This is a genomic window from Providencia sp. PROV003, assembly GCF_045040775.1.
Taxonomy (GTDB): domain Bacteria; phylum Pseudomonadota; class Gammaproteobacteria; order Enterobacterales; family Enterobacteriaceae; genus Providencia; species Providencia huashanensis.
Map to the genome: position 1 here is coordinate 2,738,548 of NZ_CP096369.1, position 17,633 is coordinate 2,756,180.

The 17,633-nt window shown below is 40.1% G+C and carries 17 protein-coding genes; 5 read left to right on the forward strand and 12 right to left on the reverse strand.

Features of this window, described 5'->3' with window-relative positions:
* The first annotated feature begins 141 nt into the window (after positions 1–141).
* From lolC to lolE, 3 genes are read left to right on the forward strand one after another with little or no spacing between them, the layout of a single operon-like run.
* Entirely contained in the window at positions 142–1,344 is a 1,203-nt protein-coding gene (gene lolC / locus M1F14_RS12395) for a lipoprotein-releasing ABC transporter permease subunit LolC (protein ID WP_042843460.1), read from the forward strand.
* Positions 1,337–2,038, forward strand: coding sequence for a lipoprotein-releasing ABC transporter ATP-binding protein LolD (gene lolD, locus M1F14_RS12400; RefSeq protein WP_042843461.1), 702 nt, complete (start codon positions 1,337–1,339; stop codon positions 2,036–2,038). The genes lolC and lolD overlap by 8 nt, the downstream gene beginning before the upstream one ends.
* Entirely contained in the window at positions 2,038–3,285 is a 1,248-nt protein-coding gene (lolE, locus tag M1F14_RS12405) for a lipoprotein-releasing ABC transporter permease subunit LolE (protein ID WP_042843462.1), read from the forward strand. The genes lolD and lolE overlap by 1 nt, the downstream gene beginning before the upstream one ends.
* Before the next feature lie 55 nt (positions 3,286–3,340).
* Here the strand turns inward: lolE and M1F14_RS12410 are convergent, their stop codons facing one another.
* Positions 3,341–3,892 carry a class IV adenylate cyclase gene (locus M1F14_RS12410; protein WP_048607406.1) on the reverse strand — a complete coding sequence of 184 codons (552 nt, stop codon included), beginning with the start codon at positions 3,890–3,892 and terminating at the stop codon, positions 3,341–3,343.
* A gap of 168 nt (positions 3,893–4,060) precedes the next feature.
* Positions 4,061–4,549 carry a TIGR00645 family protein gene (locus tag M1F14_RS12415; protein WP_042843464.1) on the reverse strand — a complete coding sequence of 163 codons (489 nt, stop codon included), beginning with the start codon at positions 4,547–4,549 and terminating at the stop codon, positions 4,061–4,063.
* 411 nt (positions 4,550–4,960) lie between these two features.
* Here M1F14_RS12415 and cobB point away from each other — a divergent pair, with 411 nt between their 5' ends.
* Positions 4,961–5,794 carry a Sir2 family NAD+-dependent deacetylase gene (gene cobB / locus M1F14_RS12420; RefSeq protein ID WP_042844305.1) on the forward strand — a complete coding sequence of 278 codons (834 nt, stop codon included), beginning with the start codon at positions 4,961–4,963 and terminating at the stop codon, positions 5,792–5,794.
* Between the two features lie 48 nt (positions 5,795–5,842).
* Here the strand turns inward: cobB and M1F14_RS12425 are convergent, their stop codons facing one another.
* Positions 5,843–6,553 (reverse strand): SDR family oxidoreductase, encoded by a 711-nt coding sequence (locus M1F14_RS12425; protein ID WP_042843465.1) that lies wholly within the window; start codon positions 6,551–6,553, stop codon positions 5,843–5,845.
* A gap of 386 nt (positions 6,554–6,939) precedes the next feature.
* Between M1F14_RS12425 and pepT the strand changes: the two genes are divergently transcribed.
* On the forward strand, positions 6,940–8,175 hold the full coding sequence (gene pepT, locus M1F14_RS12430) for a peptidase T (protein ID WP_042843466.1): 1,236 nt from the start codon (positions 6,940–6,942) through the stop codon (positions 8,173–8,175).
* A gap of 93 nt (positions 8,176–8,268) precedes the next feature.
* Here pepT and M1F14_RS12435 read toward each other — a convergent pair whose 3' ends face one another.
* From M1F14_RS12435 to rluE, 9 genes are all read right to left on the reverse strand, one after another.
* Positions 8,269–8,868, reverse strand: a complete 600-nt coding sequence (locus M1F14_RS12435) for a LysE family translocator (RefSeq protein ID WP_042843467.1) — start codon at positions 8,866–8,868, stop codon at positions 8,269–8,271.
* 343 nt (positions 8,869–9,211) lie between these two features.
* Entirely contained in the window at positions 9,212–10,336 is a 1,125-nt protein-coding gene (locus M1F14_RS12440) for a cupin domain-containing protein (RefSeq protein ID WP_042843468.1), read from the reverse strand.
* A gap of 262 nt (positions 10,337–10,598) precedes the next feature.
* Entirely contained in the window at positions 10,599–12,056 is a 1,458-nt protein-coding gene (gene phoQ, locus M1F14_RS12445; protein ID WP_173424794.1) for a two-component system sensor histidine kinase PhoQ, read from the reverse strand.
* Position 12,057: 1 nt separating this feature from the next.
* Positions 12,058–12,732 (reverse strand): two-component system response regulator PhoP, encoded by a 675-nt coding sequence (phoP, locus tag M1F14_RS12450; RefSeq protein ID WP_048607402.1) that lies wholly within the window; start codon positions 12,730–12,732, stop codon positions 12,058–12,060.
* Between the two features lie 251 nt (positions 12,733–12,983).
* Positions 12,984–14,354: an adenylosuccinate lyase gene (gene purB / locus M1F14_RS12455; protein WP_042843471.1), complete on the reverse strand. Its 1,371-nt coding sequence runs from the start codon at positions 14,352–14,354 to the stop codon at positions 12,984–12,986.
* A 17-nt stretch (positions 14,355–14,371) separates the two neighbouring features.
* On the reverse strand, positions 14,372–14,998 hold the full coding sequence (gene hflD, locus M1F14_RS12460; RefSeq protein ID WP_042843472.1) for a high frequency lysogenization protein HflD: 627 nt from the start codon (positions 14,996–14,998) through the stop codon (positions 14,372–14,374).
* A 2-nt stretch (positions 14,999–15,000) separates the two neighbouring features.
* Positions 15,001–16,104: a tRNA 2-thiouridine(34) synthase MnmA gene (mnmA, locus tag M1F14_RS12465; RefSeq protein WP_042844306.1), complete on the reverse strand. Its 1,104-nt coding sequence runs from the start codon at positions 16,102–16,104 to the stop codon at positions 15,001–15,003.
* Positions 16,105–16,244: 140 nt separating this feature from the next.
* Complete coding sequence (locus tag M1F14_RS12470; RefSeq protein ID WP_042844307.1) at positions 16,245–16,694, reverse strand: NUDIX domain-containing protein; 450 nt, start codon at positions 16,692–16,694, stop codon at positions 16,245–16,247.
* Positions 16,687–17,346 carry a 23S rRNA pseudouridine(2457) synthase RluE gene (rluE, locus tag M1F14_RS12475; protein ID WP_181468562.1) on the reverse strand — a complete coding sequence of 220 codons (660 nt, stop codon included), beginning with the start codon at positions 17,344–17,346 and terminating at the stop codon, positions 16,687–16,689. The genes M1F14_RS12470 and rluE overlap by 8 nt, the downstream gene beginning before the upstream one ends.
* Positions 17,347–17,633 lie beyond the last annotated feature (287 nt).

Below are 17,633 nucleotides of genomic sequence, written 5' to 3' on the forward strand. Positions count from 1 at the left end.
GTTTTAACTCGTAATTTGTCTGAAAGTCAGACAAAAAGGCACTCAAATAAGAAAAAATACCCGTGAGTGGTTCCATTCATCAATCGTACCCTTTATTATCGCTGAACACTTCGCTTTGGCAACAGGGGCATCATAGACTTCATGCACCAATCTGTCTCATTATTTATAGGTCTACGCTATTTACGTGGACGCGCTGCCGATAAATTCGGGCGCTTTGTTTCCAGTTTGTCAGCAATCGGCATCACACTGGGCGTTACGGCATTAATTACGGTTACATCAGTGATGAATGGTTTCGAGCGATCGCTACAAGATAGCATACTTGCTTATATGCCGCAGGCAATTTTAACCTCAGCATCTGGAAATATCGACCCAGCCCAACACCCCATAAAGGCCTTACAGAATTTAAAAGGGGTTAACCACATAGCTCCCATTGTACAATCTGATGTCGTACTACAAAGCCGCACCAATGTTGGTGTTGGAATGATGGGGGGAATCGAACCAGCAGAACCTTCTTTGCTATTAGACAAACTGATTAGTGGCCAACGAGAGGACCTAAAAGCAGGTAGCTACAATGTGTTTTTGGGGAATAAACTGGCGGAAAATTTAGGAGTTAAGCGGGGGGATGAAGTCCGTTTAATCATTCCGGGTGTGAGCCAGTTAACGCCAATGGGGCGTATTCCAAGTCAGCGTTTGTTTAACGTCGCAGGTATTTTCCAAACCAATGGCGAAGCGGATACCAGTGAATTGATTGTTGCGCAGCAAGATGCAGCACGTATGTTGCGTTATCCAGCTGGTCGTATTACTGGGTGGCGTTTGTATTTAGATGAACCTTTAAAAGTGGATGAACTAAGTAAGCAAGCATTGCCTAGCGGGTTGGTATGGACGGATTGGCGAGAACGCAAAGGGGAGTTTTTTCAAGCTGTACGCATGGAAAAAAATATGATGGGTTTACTACTTAGCCTAATTATTGCGGTGGCAGCTTTTAATATTATCACTTCGTTATCACTTCTGGTGATGGAAAAACAAGGTGAAGTTGCAATATTAAAAACCCTCGGTCTAAAACGCTGGCGTATTTTAGCCATCTTTATGATCCAAGGCGCAGGCGCAGGGGTGATTGGCTCACTAGTGGGGACGGTACTTGGTACACTATTGTCTAGCCAGTTAAATTTTATCATGCCACTGATTGGTTTATTACCAAAAGGTGTATCTCTACCGATTGTACTTGATTACTCAGGTATTTTAATTATTGCACTAAGTGCGATGCTGATTTCACTGCTTGCGACGCTTTATCCTTCTTGGCGTGCAGCAGCGGTCCAACCTGCTGAGGCTTTACGTTATGAATAAACAACCACTTCTTGTCTGTGAAAATTTAAATAAAACCTATCAAGAAGGGGCATTGTCTACGCAAGTGCTAAAAAATGTCAGCTTTTCTATGGGGCTTGGCGAAATGATGGCCATTGTGGGGAGCTCCGGGTCTGGTAAAAGTACCTTATTACATTTACTTGGTGGTTTAGATACGCCATCTGAAGGGAATGTAATTTTTCGTGGGCAGCATATTAATCAATTGTCTTCTGATGAACGCGCTGCTATTCGAAATAAGGATTTAGGCTTTATTTATCAATTCCACCACCTACTACCTGACTTTACGGCACTTGAAAATGTGGCTATGCCACTGTTAATTGGTGGTGCTGCAAAAGAATTGGCATTGACTAAAGCGACAGAAATGTTAGAAGCGGTAGGTTTGGCACATCGTGCAGGGCATAGGCCATCTGAGTTATCAGGGGGGGAGCGTCAACGGGTGGCAATCGCCAGAGCGTTGGTTAATGAGCCCGCTTTAGTATTAGCTGATGAACCAACGGGGAATCTTGATTTACGTAACGCAGATGCCATTTTTGAGTTATTGGGGGAGCTAAATCGTACACAACGTACTGCTTTTTTAGTTGTCACTCATGATATGACATTGGCGCGCCGTTTATCCCGCCAATTGGAAATGCGTGACGGGCACTTACAACAGGAAGTTACCTTGGGGGCTCGGTAATGTTTAAAATGCCTCTTACATTATTAACAGCGTTACGCTTTAGTCGTGGTCGCCGTCGGACGGGGTTGGTTTCTTTGGTGTCGATAGTGTCGACATTGGGTATTGTGCTTGGCGTTGCTGTTTTAGTCATCGGCTTGAGTGCCATGAATGGTTTTGAGCGCGAATTAAATAACCGCGTGCTATCTGTGGTCCCACATGGCCAGATATATGCAGTAAAGCCCCCTTATAAAGATTTAGATTTTGCCGAACAAGTCATTCGCAAAACCCCAGGTGTGGAAGCCGTGAGCCCATACATCAATTTTACAGGGTTGCTTGAGCGGGGGGCGAATTTAAAAGCAATCCAAGTGATGGGAGTTTCTCGCGAAACGCAATCGCAAGTTAGTGCATTGCCACAGTTTATCCTTAACGATGCATGGGAGCATTTTGAAGCAGGGAAACAATCCATTATTTTGGGGCAAGGCGTTGCTAATGCATTGAATGTTAAGGAAGGGGACTGGGTTACAATCATGATCCCCAATACGGATGAAAGTTTGAAAATCCAACAGCCTAAACGTATTCGTGTTCAGGTAACGGGGGTGTTTAAGCTTAGCGGTTTATTGGATCACCAACTTGCTTTAGTGCCGCTTGCGGATGCTCAAGAATACCTTGATTACGGTGATGGCGTGACAGGTTTCGAAATTAAAGCAACAGATCCTTTTATCGCCGATAAGGTGGTTTATGATGCTGGGTTAAAGACAATGCATCATGTCATCGTTAAAAGCTGGATTGGTGATTACGGCTATATGTACAATGATATTCAAATGGTTAGAAGTATTATGTACTTAGCTATGATCCTAGTGATTGGCGTTGCATGCTTTAATATTGTATCGACTCTTGTGATGGCAGTTAAAGATAAAAGCAGTGATATTGCTGTACTACGGACGCTAGGGGCTAAGGATGGGCAAATCCGTGCTATTTTCTTATGGTATGGGTTATTAGGTGGCTTAGTTGGCTCTTTGATTGGTGTTGTATTAGGTATAACGATATCCTTAAATTTAACAACTATAATCAAAGGGATAGAAAAAGTAGTCGGTCACCCAATTCTATCTGGAGATGTTTACTTTATCGATTTTCTGCCTTCTGAATTGCATATGATGGATGTGGTCTATGTTTTAATCACAACGATTATTTTAAGTTTGGTGGCAAGTTGGTACCCAGCTCGCCGAGCAAGCAAATTAGACCCAGCTCGCATCCTTAGTGGTCAATAATCAGTGCACACTCAGCCAATCACCTTAGCAATAGGCTTTAAGGTGATTGGCTTCTTTATTGGGTTTGTGTTTCTAAGAACATTTGTTTATAGCTACGCTTTTCAATCATCGCTTCCGTGAAACCATATGTCATCGCAACACTTAATAATTTGTTATATAAGTGTTTGAGTAAACGACTATCGTCCGTCATGATAGCGAATTCGGCAAACCAACCGATGCCAGCAAGATGGTCTATGGTGATATGAACATCATTCAGGAAGTAAATACTACGAACTTTTGTTGTCACCAAACTACAGTGATAACCTAGTGTTACTAACATATTTTGCACATGTTGGCAGTCATCAATATTAATTGCTTTACATTCGGAAGAACCTGGGCCCTTGACTATCCATAACTTAATCCCTGACGGAACCATCTCACGAACACACATGCTAATATTATTCGCTGCAAGTGGCGAATTTTCACTGTCATAGAAATAATCAGTTTCTGAATTATTTTCAGTAAATGGCTCAGCTTGGTCGGCTTTTATTTTTTGTAGAAAACTCTCAGGGTTTGGTAACCGAAATTTAATTTCAGCTTCATATTTACCGACAAAGTGCTCGCTCATTAAAATATTCCTTATAATCAATAGGCAAGTAGGTGGTTAGGATAGCATAAATGGCGAGTATTCAGTGTGTTAAAGATGCGTTAGAGGGGGCGTTTAATAGCCTATTATTGATAAAATAGGCTATTAAATTAGTTTTAATCAGAGCTGTAGCTATAGGCGGTCATGTTGCTATTTTTTAGTCATTTTATCTAAATAGCCCATGACAAAAGCAGATAAAACAAAGGTTAAATGAATGATCACATACCACATTAGTTTATCGTTCGAAACGCTTTTTAAGTCCATAAAAATTTTCAATAAGTGAATTGATGAAATTGCGACAATAGATGCAGCCACTTTATTCTTCAGTGACGAGGCATCCATTTTACCTAGCCAACCTAACTTTTCACTTTCTTCTGGGATATCCATTTGGGAGACAAAGTTTTCATATCCTGAAAACATCACCATCACTAATAACCCACCGACTAATGCCATATCAATTAATGAGAGCAATGTGAGGATGAGATCTGCCTCTGGTATTGCTAAAATATTCGGTAAAATATGGAACAGTTCTTGAAAGAACTTAATAGTTAATGCCAACAGTGTCAGTGAAAGCCCGAAATAAATTGGCGCTAAAATCCAGCGTGAAGCATACATTGTTTTTTCGAAAAACTTTTCCATGCAATCCCTTTTAATGGTGAATAATCATTACAGCAAAATCGACGAGCGGTATATTAACCGTAGGTAGTCATATCAAGAAGGTTTTTTTTATTGTTTTACAGTTCTAGGGATATTGGGGATTAATATGAAAGAAAGATGTCAGTTTTATGAAGAAAAAGTGACAAGTTCGATGCCCTCGATATTTTTATTTGCATTCGTCATTGTGATGAGTTCTAGTGTGTTAACATTAAGATAGTGCAAAGTTGAATATGTAAATGTGAGATATACTAATAAAAATATATAGAAGCATATTTATTTGTACACTAATGATAAATCAGAGAGTAGAGCCGCTAAATACAGCGTTAAACAAGTACTCGGCCTCGTCTAGGTGTCAAGTTTATTAGTTACATGGATGAAAGGAAGTTTTTGATGTTGCGATTTCGTTATAGATTAAAAAAAGCTCGTAAAAATAAATGTGTACGTCGCCAGCGACTTCGCAACCGGTCTTTTTATATAGATAACAGATTAAATAATATGAAAAATGTGAATATTGTCGTATTGACTGGTGCGGGGATTTCAGCTGAGTCAGGGATCCAAACATTTCGTTCTGCGGATGGTTTATGGGAAGAGCACCGCGTTGAAGACGTTGCAACGCCGGAAGGTTTCGAACGTAACCCTAAACTGGTTCAACGTTTTTATAATGAGCGTCGTCGGCAATTACAGCAAGAAAATATCAAGCCTAATGCGGCGCATTATGCTTTAGCTCAGCTTGAAGAGTTACTTGGCGATCGCTTTTTATTGATCACTCAAAATATTGATAATTTACATGAAAGAGCCGGGAGTCAGCGTATCATCCATATGCATGGTGAATTATTAAAGGTACGTTGTAACTGGTCAAATCAGGTTGTCGAGTGGAAAGGGGATTTATCAGTGGAAGACCGCTGCCACTGCTGTCAGTTTCCACAGCCATTACGTCCACATATTGTTTGGTTTGGTGAAATGCCTATTGGCATGGATTATATTTATCAATCTATTGAATCAGCGACTATTTTTATTTCAATTGGTACATCAGGCCATGTGTATCCGGCAGCGGGCTTTGTTCATGAAGCGAAGTTACATGGTGCACATACAGTTGAATTAAATTTAGAACCGAGTCAGGTAGAAAGTGAGTTTGATGAAAAGCACTACGGCTTAGCCAGTAAAATTGTAGTGGAATATATTAATAAGCTTATTACAGAATTACAGGTAAAAAGCACAACGAAATAAGTCAACTTCAGGCTAAGGGAAACGGTCATTTCCCTTAGCTATTCCTCTTTATACATTTAAATCCATCATCGCCGGCATTGTGATTTCCTTAACACAGGTAGCATTACTGGTGCTTAGGATAAAACGTACTGCATTGACAACATCTTGTAATGGGATCAATTGCCCGTGACTCTTCTCAATAACCTCAGCCACAGGGACAGACAATGGGTATTCTGTAGCAAGATAACCTAAGTTTATGATAGAAATGCCAATTTTATCTTCACGTAATGTTTCCCTTAGCGATTGCACTATTCCCCTTAAGGCATATTTTGTGGCGGAAAATGCAACTTCTTTACCATTATGATTATCTAGCCCCCATGTAGAGCCAATTAAAATTATTTTACTGTTTTCAGCTGAGCGTAAATTAGGTAATAGCATTTTTAAATTTAATAAACAGGCGCTGATATTCGTCTGGATAATATTGAGTAACTCAAGGTCATCAGTTGTTTCAAACTGGTAATCGTCACTAAAAGCCAAGTTTTCCCAAATTCCTACATTGTAAATTAAGGTGTTAATCGGTTGTTCTTTAACCTTATCTTTAATGATATTAGCAGACTGGCTATCATTTAGGTCAGCGGGGAGCCAAGTAAAATTACTTTGCTCAAACGGGGGTTTGGAACGAGAGACGCCGTAAACCAGCTCTTCATTTGTGGGAATACCTTCAACAAGTGCTTTGCCCAATCCTTTACTCACACCATAAATCAAATATGTTTTTGACATAAACGTCCCGATAACTTGAATAAAAATTACATTAATTATTATAAAAAATAATAAACGAAATAATAATGCGTCAGATATAGCACAGTATTAATAAATAATAATAGGTAATTAGTGCAATTGATAAATGATATCTAACTTAATTCACTGTTTTAACTAACAAATATAGGGGGCTAATAAAATAATACAATTTAATTATTCCCCTAACTAGTCTTAGGTATTAAAAATGGTTAGTTGCAAGAGAAAATCAAAATAGTGTGTAAAAAATAAATTTCATTAAAGATTTATTGCGAAAACCTGCAAGCATTAACAGCAAAGCTGATTTGAGACAATAATTGAATCTGTGATCTTTCCCATAATACAGACATTGATATTTGAGGGGGAAGGGTATGGACAAACTCTTGGAGCGGTTTTTTGAATATACGGCTTTTGATACGCAATCAAAATTGAATGCTAAAACAGTGCCTAGTAGTGCCGGTCAGCTAAAGTTTGCACGCGCATTAATGAAAGAACTGATTGACTTAGGTTTCGAAAAGGTAACACTCAGTGATCAAGGTTGCTTGATGGCCTATTTGCCGTCAAACGTTGATTGGGATGTTCCAACTATTGGTTTTATTTCACACTTAGATACGGCACCTGATTTTTCGGGGAAAAATGTTTGCCCACAAGTACTCGAAAATTACCGAGGTGGTGATATTGCCCTTGGGATTGGTGATGAAGTGTTATCCCCTGTCATGTTCCCAGTTTTACATGAAATGATTGGGAAAACATTAATTATGACTGATGGTAAGACGCTACTTGGTGCTGATGATAAGGCGGGTATTGCGGAGATTATTACAGCATTAGTGCGCCTAAAAGGTAACAATATTCCACATGGTAAAATTTGTTTAGCATTTACCCCTGATGAAGAAATTGGGCGTGGCGCTCGCCATATTGATTTCAAGCAATTTGATGCATTGTGGGCTTATACTGTCGATGGCGGTGGTGTTGGTGAATTAGAATATGAAAACTTCAATGCGGCGAATGTATCAATCAAAATAGTCGGGAATAATACACACCCTGGAAATGCTAAAGGGGTGATGGTAAATGCTTTAGGGCTAGCTAACCGTATTCATTCGATGTTACCCGCAGATGAAACTCCCGAAAAGACGGATGGATATGAAGGTTTCTATCATTTAACATCGATGAAGGGAACGGTAGAAAAAGCAGAACTGAACTATATTATTCGTGACTTTGACTTGGTAAGCTTCGAAGCAAGAAAGAAAAATATTATTCGAATTGCTGAAAAAGTAGGGGAAGGCTTACACCCGAGCTGTTATATCGAGCTGACATTGGACGATACCTACTACAATATGCACAAAGAAGTAATGAAATACCCACATGTGGTTGAATTAGCAAAACAGGCCATGATTGATTGTGATATTAACCCTATTATTCAACCTATCCGCGGTGGAACTGATGGTGCTCAGCTTTCACATCGTGGCTTGCCGTGCCCAAATATTTTTACTGGGGGGTATAATTTTCATAGTAAACATGAGTTTATCACCCAAGAAGGGATGGAGCAGGCCGTTAGTGTCATTATGCGTATTGCTGAACTTACCGCAATACACGCCCGCCAGTCATGAGGGGCTTAATGAACCTGTTAAGCTCAGTACAATAAGTACTGAGCTGAGGTTATTGAGCAAGCGGGGTAATTTCCGTTTTATGTTATGGGTATTTCATTGTAATAGCACGGATATACCACTTAGTGCGAGTAAAATACCCATCACTAAGTTAAAACGTTTTAATGTACTAGGTTGCTTCAGTTTTTCTCTTAATTTACTACCAAACATTGCCCAAATAGCCACACATGGCCAGTTTATCAAAGCAAATATGATGGCAACTAATAATATTGAGATATAAGGTTCTATCGTATTGGTATACATTGCCATCCCTGATATCGCCATCATCCATGCTTTAGGGTTAATCCATTGAAATAATGAAGCCTCAAGTAATGTTAATGGCTTTATGTCTTGCTGATTTACTTGAGCAATAGAATGGCTGATGGTTGTTTTCCATGCGAGCCAAAATAAATAAATAATACCAATGTATTTTAATGTTGAATAAACAAGTGGTAATGATTGAATGAGTGCACCAACACCTAAGCCAACAGCAATAAGCATGATGAAAAAGCCAATTGAAACACCAAGCGAATGTGGTAACGTTTTTTGAAAACCAAAGTTGACCCCTGAAGCAAGTAACATAATATTATTAGGGCCTGGGGTAATGGATGTTACAAATGAAAACAGGGATAAAGCTAAAAAAGTTTCTATATTCATAAAGTTATAATCATTGAAAGGTTATTAATTATTCGCCCAAGCTTAATCGGTCTAAGCAAAAATATTCTAGAATTAAATTTTAAAAACACTTTATCTTTGAGTGCCTATTTGTGGGGCTTAATCTTTTATCAATGTTATTGATACGGAAGTAAAATAAACAGGAAAGCAAACTTTATAGATATTCATAAAGATATCTAAAGGGAAAGGGGGTGGCTTCGGTTTAACTGGGAATGATAATAAAAGTTATATGCTAACTAGAATGTAATGAGTAAAATTTAACCCCCAATAATTGTTTTACCAATATTGGGGGTGTTTTCGGTAAATTTAATGTTTATAAAATGGACTAATCATCAAAATACCAATAACCATTATTCACTAATGCGGTAATGAGCGCGATAAAGTTAACGTCATCGATAGCATCAGCTAAAATTTGGCTGTTTACCGCATCATAACGACATAGGCTATCAGCAGCTTCATAGCACTGGGTCTCTAAACATTCACCATTAACAAAAAATTGGTCACCAACACGCAATGCTCGGAGCCCGTTTAGTTTGTATAGAGTTTCCTGTTGTGTTTTTAGCAAGTCATAGATTTCGTCATGCTCATAAGGCGGCTCTGGTGGTGCAATGTCTAGTTCATGGCGAGATTGTGAAATGAATTCACCAAGCCATTTACGGAACAGGTCAGGGTCATTAATCAGAGACTCCATCATTTCGCGTAATTTAATTTGTTCCCCTTGTAAAATTTCCGCAGGGTTATCACGGAATGATAAATCAGGGTCGCTGTAACGGTAGCTGCCTAAATCATTCGAAATTAAATGGTCGGCAAAACTACTGATTAACTCACGCGTATTAGGGGCTCGAAAGCCTACTGAATAGTTTAATGATGGCTCAATTGCATAGCCTTCATGCGGGAACCCTGGTGGGATATACAAAATATCACCGGGCTCCATTTCTTCATCAATGATGGCATCAAAAGGTTGAACTTGTAGTAAGTCAGGGTGAGGGCAATGTTGTTTCATCGGGATTTTTTCCCCAACACGCCAACGACGACGACCTTCACCTTGAATAATAAATACATCGTATTGGTCAAGATGAGGGCCTACGCCACCACCAGGAACCGAATAGGAGATCATTAAGTCATCCATTCGCCAATCAGAGAGAACACGAAATGGCTTCATTAGAGCGGAACTTGGATAGTGCCAATGGTCAACGGCTTGGACTAAAATAGACCAATTTTTCTCACCGAGATGATCATAACTCTCAAATGGGCCATGACTTACTTGCCAAATTCCTTCTTTATGGCTGACTAAACGGCTATCAACCTCATCTTCCATCGCCAAACCTGCAAGTTCATCAGGTGAGATAGGATCAATAAAATTTGCAAACCCTTTTTTGATAAGCAGTGGGCGCTTCTGCCAGTGGCTATCCAGAAAACTTTGCCAGTCTAGATTTAGTTTGTAATCCATCTTATTGTCCCTTGGAGCTGTTGAATATTGCTGATGGTGTTACGGCAATACCACAGGCCATAATGGTACGAAATGACCTTTATATATGAAGTAAGTCACTTAGTACTTCTTTTAAATAAATTAGGTTAGCCATAATTATTGAGGGCTGCTATTTATATGAATATAGATAGCAGTATTGGAGCAGCCCCTAGTAATAAGACTCCCTAAATAGTATACCGGAAACGTATCATAAAATAGGGAATAAGTGGGTTAATATCACAGATTAACTATCTTCGATCATAGATTGCTGCCTAAATGTGACGGCTAAGCGAGCACCACCGAGCGGGCTATCACTAATTGTGATCTCCCCATCATATTGGTCAATAATATCGACCGCGATGGATAAGCCGAGACCTTGGCCTGGACGAAGGGTATCGGCACGTTGGCCTCGAACGAAAATTAAACTGCGTTTGCTTTCCGGGACGCCAGGGCCGTCATCATCAACAATTAACGTTAGGCTATCAGGCCCAGTCACCGCAGTGACTTCGACAAATTCTAGGCAATATTTGCATGCATTTTCCATAATATTACCCATGACTTCCATAAAGTCATTAGGCTGACCGAGCCAAGTGATTTCTGGAGAAACTTCTACTGTGATAGCAACTCCTTTGTGCTGGTAAACTTTATGCAAGGCGCTCGCTAAGCTATCTAATATTGATGGAACAGATGAAATTTCACGCAACATCATGTTTTCATCACCTTGTGTGGAAGCGCGGTGCAAATAGTAGCCGACCTGTTGTGAGATCCTGCCAATTTGTTCAAGCATAATAGGTTCTGCTTGGTCAATATTCATCTGTTTACCCGAACGTAACAAGCGTAGGGTCGATTGTAATACTGCCAATGGGGTTTTAAGGCTATGGGTCAGGTCAGAAAGCGTGGTTCGGTATTTACTATAACGTTTCCGCTCGTTAGTTAATAAAATATTGAGGTTACGGACTAACCCTCGAAGTTCTGAAGGCGGGTTTTCATCGAGTGTATCTCGTTCCCCCTTTTCTAAGCTACCAAGCTGTGAAACTAATGATTTAATTGGGCGTAAGCTCCAATAAGCCGCTAGCCATAATAGTGGGATAACTAAAATTAAATTAGCAAGTAACACATAGCCAAACCATTCCCAGACTAGACCTGTATTTTGCAAGTCTTGTGGAAGTGTATCCACCACGACAATGGTTAGGTTTGGTAGGTTTTCGCTGGCGGCATATTGGCTGACTGATACAGAATGGGTGAGTGGCTCATCATCATTGTCCATATCATCCAGTTTATTATTTAGCTCAGGGTTATCATTAAGCAGTTGACGGGTTTCACGGATGTCAGTATCAATCTCATATAACCCTTCCTTTTTTAGCCAATCATTTCGGATCAGCCTTTCAACGCTTGGCACATCGCGTTGACGCCATAATACTTGCCCTTGATCATCATAAATAATCACTAATGTGGGGTTATTTAACGTGAAGTTAGGGGGAACACGGATATCAATTTTATTATTTTGCCACTGTGCCAAGCTATAAATTAAGTTACTTTGACTACGCAAAAGGGTGTAAGTTGTTTTATCAAAGCTAATTAAATAGCCCAATATGGCAACGATACCGTAAGACAAAGTGAGTGCCAAAATGACCGCAGAGGTTGCACATAAAAAACGTGCTCGAAGCGAAAGGGGCTTAAATTTAAATTTACCTAACTGCATATTAGCCATTCACATCAAAACGATAGCCTTGACCACGAACGGTGACAATTACATCATCACTATGAAATTGCTGTATTTTTTTTCTTAATCGCCCCATTAACACATCGATTGTATGGCTTTCTCTTAGTTCAGCATCGGGGTAAAGTTGACGCATTAATGAATCTTTGCTGACGACTTTGCCATTGTTGCGTAGTAAGGTTTCGATAATGGTATATTCAAATGCGGTTAATTTGACGGCTTCACCGTTAACGGTGAATTCTTTGCGTGATAAATCAATAACAAAATTACCTAGTTCTAATACCTGTGAGGCTAGGCCGCTATTTCTTCGCATCAGTGCCTGCATTCTTGCGACGAGTTCTTCTAGTTGGAAAGGTTTAGTGACGTAATCATCAGCGCCGCTGTTTAAAGCTTGAACTTTTTCTTGCCAGCTTTCACGTGCAGTGAGAACTAAAATTGGGATATTTACATGCGCACCGCGCCAGCGTTTGATCATTGAAAGGCCGTCTTCTTCAGGTAAACCTAAGTCGACAACTGCAATATCAGGGCAACTTTCATGCAAAAAGTAATCCGCTTCTTTTGCGTCTTCAGCGGAATCAACTTGATGACCAAGCTCTTTCAGCTGAACCGTTAGATGGTGGCGAAGTAATGCATTGTCTTCGACGATTAAAATACGCATCTGAAACCCTCACAGTAAGGAAATGATAGTTGCTATTAATGATAATAGTAGCACTATGGTAAAAAGAGTTCTGAATAACAACAAGCGTTTAAGTAAATATAAGTCAAACAAACCCTAAAAATAGCGTATTCTTAGTAAGTCAGCGCGTTTTTGACGTAGGTTATCGACGAAGTTGGCTTTTGGAATTAAGAGGTAAGACAAATCAGTAAAAAAAGGCGGCACAGAGGCCGCCGAAATAGTCTAAATCAGTTTTATTTAAGCTCATCAATAAAAGTGACAGCGTAACCAATATAGTTAGCAGGTGTCATTTCTTTGAGGCGCGCTTTTTCATGCTCTGGCAGTTCTAAACCATCAATAAACTGTTTCATCCCCTCAGCGGTAACACGCTTACCTCGGGTAAGTTCTTTCAGTTTTTCATAAGGTTTTTCAATGCCATAGCGGCGCATAACGGTTTGAATTGGCTCGGCTAAGACTTCCCAATTTTGGTTTAATTCATCCAACAGGTGCTGTTCGTTCACTTCCAGTTTGTTTAAACCTTTCATGGTCGATTGATAGGCTATTAAAGCATAGCCTAAACCTACACCTAAGTTACGTAATACTGTGGAGTCTGTTAAGTCACGTTGCCAACGAGAAACAGGCAGTTTACTGGCTAGGTGACCTAATACAGCATTAGCTAAACCTAAGTTACCTTCAGAATTTTCGAAATCGATAGGGTTGACTTTATGTGGCATTGTAGAAGAACCGATTTCACCAGCTACTGTTTTTTGTTTGAAATGGTTTAATGCGATGTAACCCCAAATGTCACGGTCGAAATCTAACACAATCGTGTTAAAACGTGCGACACAATCAAATAGTTCCGCAATATAGTCATGAGGTTCGATTTGTGTGGTGAATGGGTTCCACTGGATACCTAAAGAGGTTACGAAGGTTTCACTAAACTCGTGCCAGTTAACTTCAGGGTAAGCTACCATATGGGCATTATAGTTACCGACAGCACCGTTAATTTTACCTAAAATCTCAACCTGTTGTAACTGACGATATTGGCGCTCTAAACGATAGGCGACGTTGGCGAATTCTTTACCAATAGTCGATGGTGTTGCTGGCTGGCCATGGGTGCGAGATAGCAACGGCAAGTTGCGGTACTCATGTGCCATCGCTTTAACTTTATCAATTATTTGGCGCCATTGTGGTAATAAGACTTCTTCACGCGCTGTTTTTAACATTAAAGCATGAGAAAGGTTATTGATATCTTCTGATGTACAAGCAAAGTGAATAAATTCAGAGACGGCATGTAGTGCAGGGATATTTGCCACTTTTTCTTTTAGGAAATATTCTACTGCTTTAACATCATGGTTAGTTGTACGCTCAATCTCTTTAATGCGCATTGCGTCTTTTTCACAGAAGTTCGCGACAATTTCATCTAAGTAAGCGATTGCGTCATTATCAAATGAAGGAACTTCTTTGATTTCAGCGGTTGCAGCCAGTTTTTGTAGCCAACGAACTTCAACTTGCACACGAAATTTCAGTAAGCCAAACTCACTAAATATAGTGCGTAAAGCGCTGACTTTATCACCGTAACGGCCGTCAATCGGGGATACAGCGGTCAGTGAGGATAATTCCATTGGTAGCAACTCCAGATTTAAAGGTGAGACAAAATATCTTTCGCCTGATTAGCCAGACGATTGCGAGAGAACATTAGTTGGATACGGCTTCCACCTACTTGCTGCCAAAGTACTGCGCAACGAATACCCGCGAGTAAAGTGGCTCTAACTTTAGCCTGTACTAAGGTATTTTTCAGGATGTCAGGGGAGCCTGTAACTTGAATTCGTGGGCCAGCAGGGCTGACAACATCGACATAAATACCAGCAAGCGCATTAAATACACCTTCTGATAGAGGCTCAAAATAGCTAGCTTGCCGTTCAAATTGCTCAATACGTTGACCCAGTTGATTCATCGCTTCCTGGTTTTTATTGAGACGGCGTTCAAGCACCATAATGCTCAACATATAGCGGGTCATTTCAGCAGATAAACCACTATTTCCACCCGTTAACATGCCCAACATAGCATTTAGACCAGTTTTTAAGTTTGCTTCATCATTACCAAATACATCCAATGTTGATTTTGGATTCATATTGGTGAGGCAATTGACCATGGTTTCGGTGTCTTGGTCTTGACTAATGCCTTCGTGAGCAAGTTTCTGAACCATTGCGCTTGCTTGGCAGATACCCGCTAACGCAAGCGTGATATCATAGTAGTTTTTAGCCACATTTACTCCTGAATACGGGCTTCAATGATGCCGCCGCCGAGACAAACTTCATTTAGATAAAAGACAGCAGATTGCCCTGGCGTAACGGCTGCTACAGGGGCTTCAAATATAACCTCTATGCGGTCTTCGCTTAATGGTGTAATAGTACAAGGGATATCCGCTTGGCGATAACGGGTTTTTACTACACAGCGTAAAGGCTGGGTTAATGTTTCTCTGTCAACCCAATGCAATTGTTGTGCGATTAACCCGACGGACATTAGACGAGGGTGTTCATGCCCTTGTGCAACGATAAGGACATTATTTTGAACGTCTTTATCGACGACATACCAAGGTTCTTCAGAACCTTCTTTAGTCCCACCAATGCCTAAGCCTTTACGTTGCCCTAATGTATGATACATCAAGCCTTCATGCTGACCTATGGTTTCACCATCTACTGTAACGATAGGGCCAGGCTGTGCGGGCAGGTAGCGGCCTAGGAAATCACGGAATTTGCGTTCACCAATAAAGCAGATCCCTGTGGAGTCTTTTTTCTTTGCAGTAATTAAACCAATTTCCTCTGCGATGCGACGTACTTCAGGCTTTTCAAGTTCACCTACTGGGAACAAGCTTTTAGCAACTTGTTGGTGACTTAAGGTATATAAAAAATAACTTTGGTCTTTATTGCCATCTAAACCACGTAATAACTGGCTTTTGCCTGCAATATCACGACGACGGACATAATGGCCCGTAGCGATGTAATCTGCCCCTAAATCTTCAGCGGCAAATTCTAGAAATGCTTTAAATTTGATTTCTTTATTACATAAGATATCTGGGTTTGGTGTACGACCAGCTTTATATTCAGTCAAAAAATGTTCGAATACGTTATCCCAATATTCTGCTGCAAAATTGATGGTATGTAATTCAATGCCTAATTTGTCACAAACGGCTTGGGCATCGGCGAGGTCGGCTGCGGCAGAACAATATTCCGTGTCGTCATCTTCTTCCCAGTTCTTCATAAACAACCCTTCAACCTGATACCCTTGCTGTTGCAGCAAATAGGCGGATACAGAGGAGTCAACACCACCGGACATACCGACGATGACTTTTTTTAGGCTGTTGTCTGACATGGTACTGTTATTTGACATGGAAATAGTCTCAATGCGGAAAAATCAAGCCCCATACTTTAGCATGTTGTGACCTTGTTGCACCAGCGTTTGAGGGGAATATTATTGCTTGATGAAGATTTCACCAAGCAATATGTGGGGCGTTAAAGGTAGTCCTCACCATATGCAGCCAAGATATCAAGGGGGTAGTGGGTTCCTGTCAAGAAACAGCGTAGACTTTCTGCAACTAAGGGCGAACGCAGATATTGGCTTTCTAATATTTCCTGAGCACTAACCCAGTGACAAGCGCTAATATCGCTATCTTGTGGTTGTGTTTCACATATGGACTCTAGCTCGACAGCAAATAAAACACGGATAAACTGAGTCTTATCAGGTGCAATCCATTGGTGGATTTTAATTAACTGTGAGGGGCAAGCGTCAATTCCTGTTTCTTCATATAACTCACGTTTTGCGGCTTGCAAAAGTGTTTCATTTGCTTCTAAGTGCCCAGCGGGTTGGTTCCACGTTGGCTTTTCATTAACCCATTCTTCAACGACTAAATATTTGCCTTGAGCATGTACGATAGTTGCAACAGTGACATTAGGTTTAAACAACATTTACCTCCTTCCATTCACCAACAGAAAGGTTCCCCAAACTGAATTCACCCACTTGGTAGCGGATCAGTCGTAATGTAGGGTAACCAATATTTGCTGTCATTCGGCGGACTTGTCGATTTCGTCCTTCATATAAAGTGATTTTTAGCCAACTTGTTGGGATATTTTTTCGTTCTCTGATTGGTGGGTTTCTTGGCCATAACCAATCTGGTTCGTTGACGAGTTCGACCCCCGCAGGCTGAGTTAGCCCATCATTTAACTGTAAACCTTGGCGAAATTTGATTAATGCGGTTTCCTCGGGGATACCTTCGACTTGAGCATAGTATATTTTCCCTGTTTTTTTCTCAGGCTGTGTTAAGCGTGCTTGCAATTTGCCATCGTTAGTTAAAATTAATAACCCTTCGCTATCCCTATCTAAGCGGCCCGCAGCATAAATGCCAGTAATAGGAATATAGTTTTTTAATGTGTCTCGACCTTGTTCATCAGTAAATTGAGGCAAAACATCAAAGGGTTTATTAAATAAAATAACTTTACGAGGAGACTGATGGGAAAAAGCGTTAACTGAAGTTGATTTTCGTTTATGCCTTAAATCAGTTGGGCGTTGATTGTATTTATACTTGTTGGTCGCTGATTTATTATTTGGCTTATTCATAATGGCTTTATGGCAGTTTATTGGCATGAATTGGTTCAATGGATATTGATTAACATTAGTGTAGGGGATTTACCCGTAAAAGCCTAGGGATGGATTTTACGTTTTAATGCAATATTTAATTAACAACTTTAAAATCATTTAAAACGATAAAGCCAATTTTCCATTTAAAAATAAACACCTATGATATAATTAAGGTGGCAATTGTGTGATGAGAGCGTGTTTTTAATTTCGGTTAATTTGTTAGTATTAATTAGGTTAAAGAAAGCGTTTATAGCATATTAAGCTAT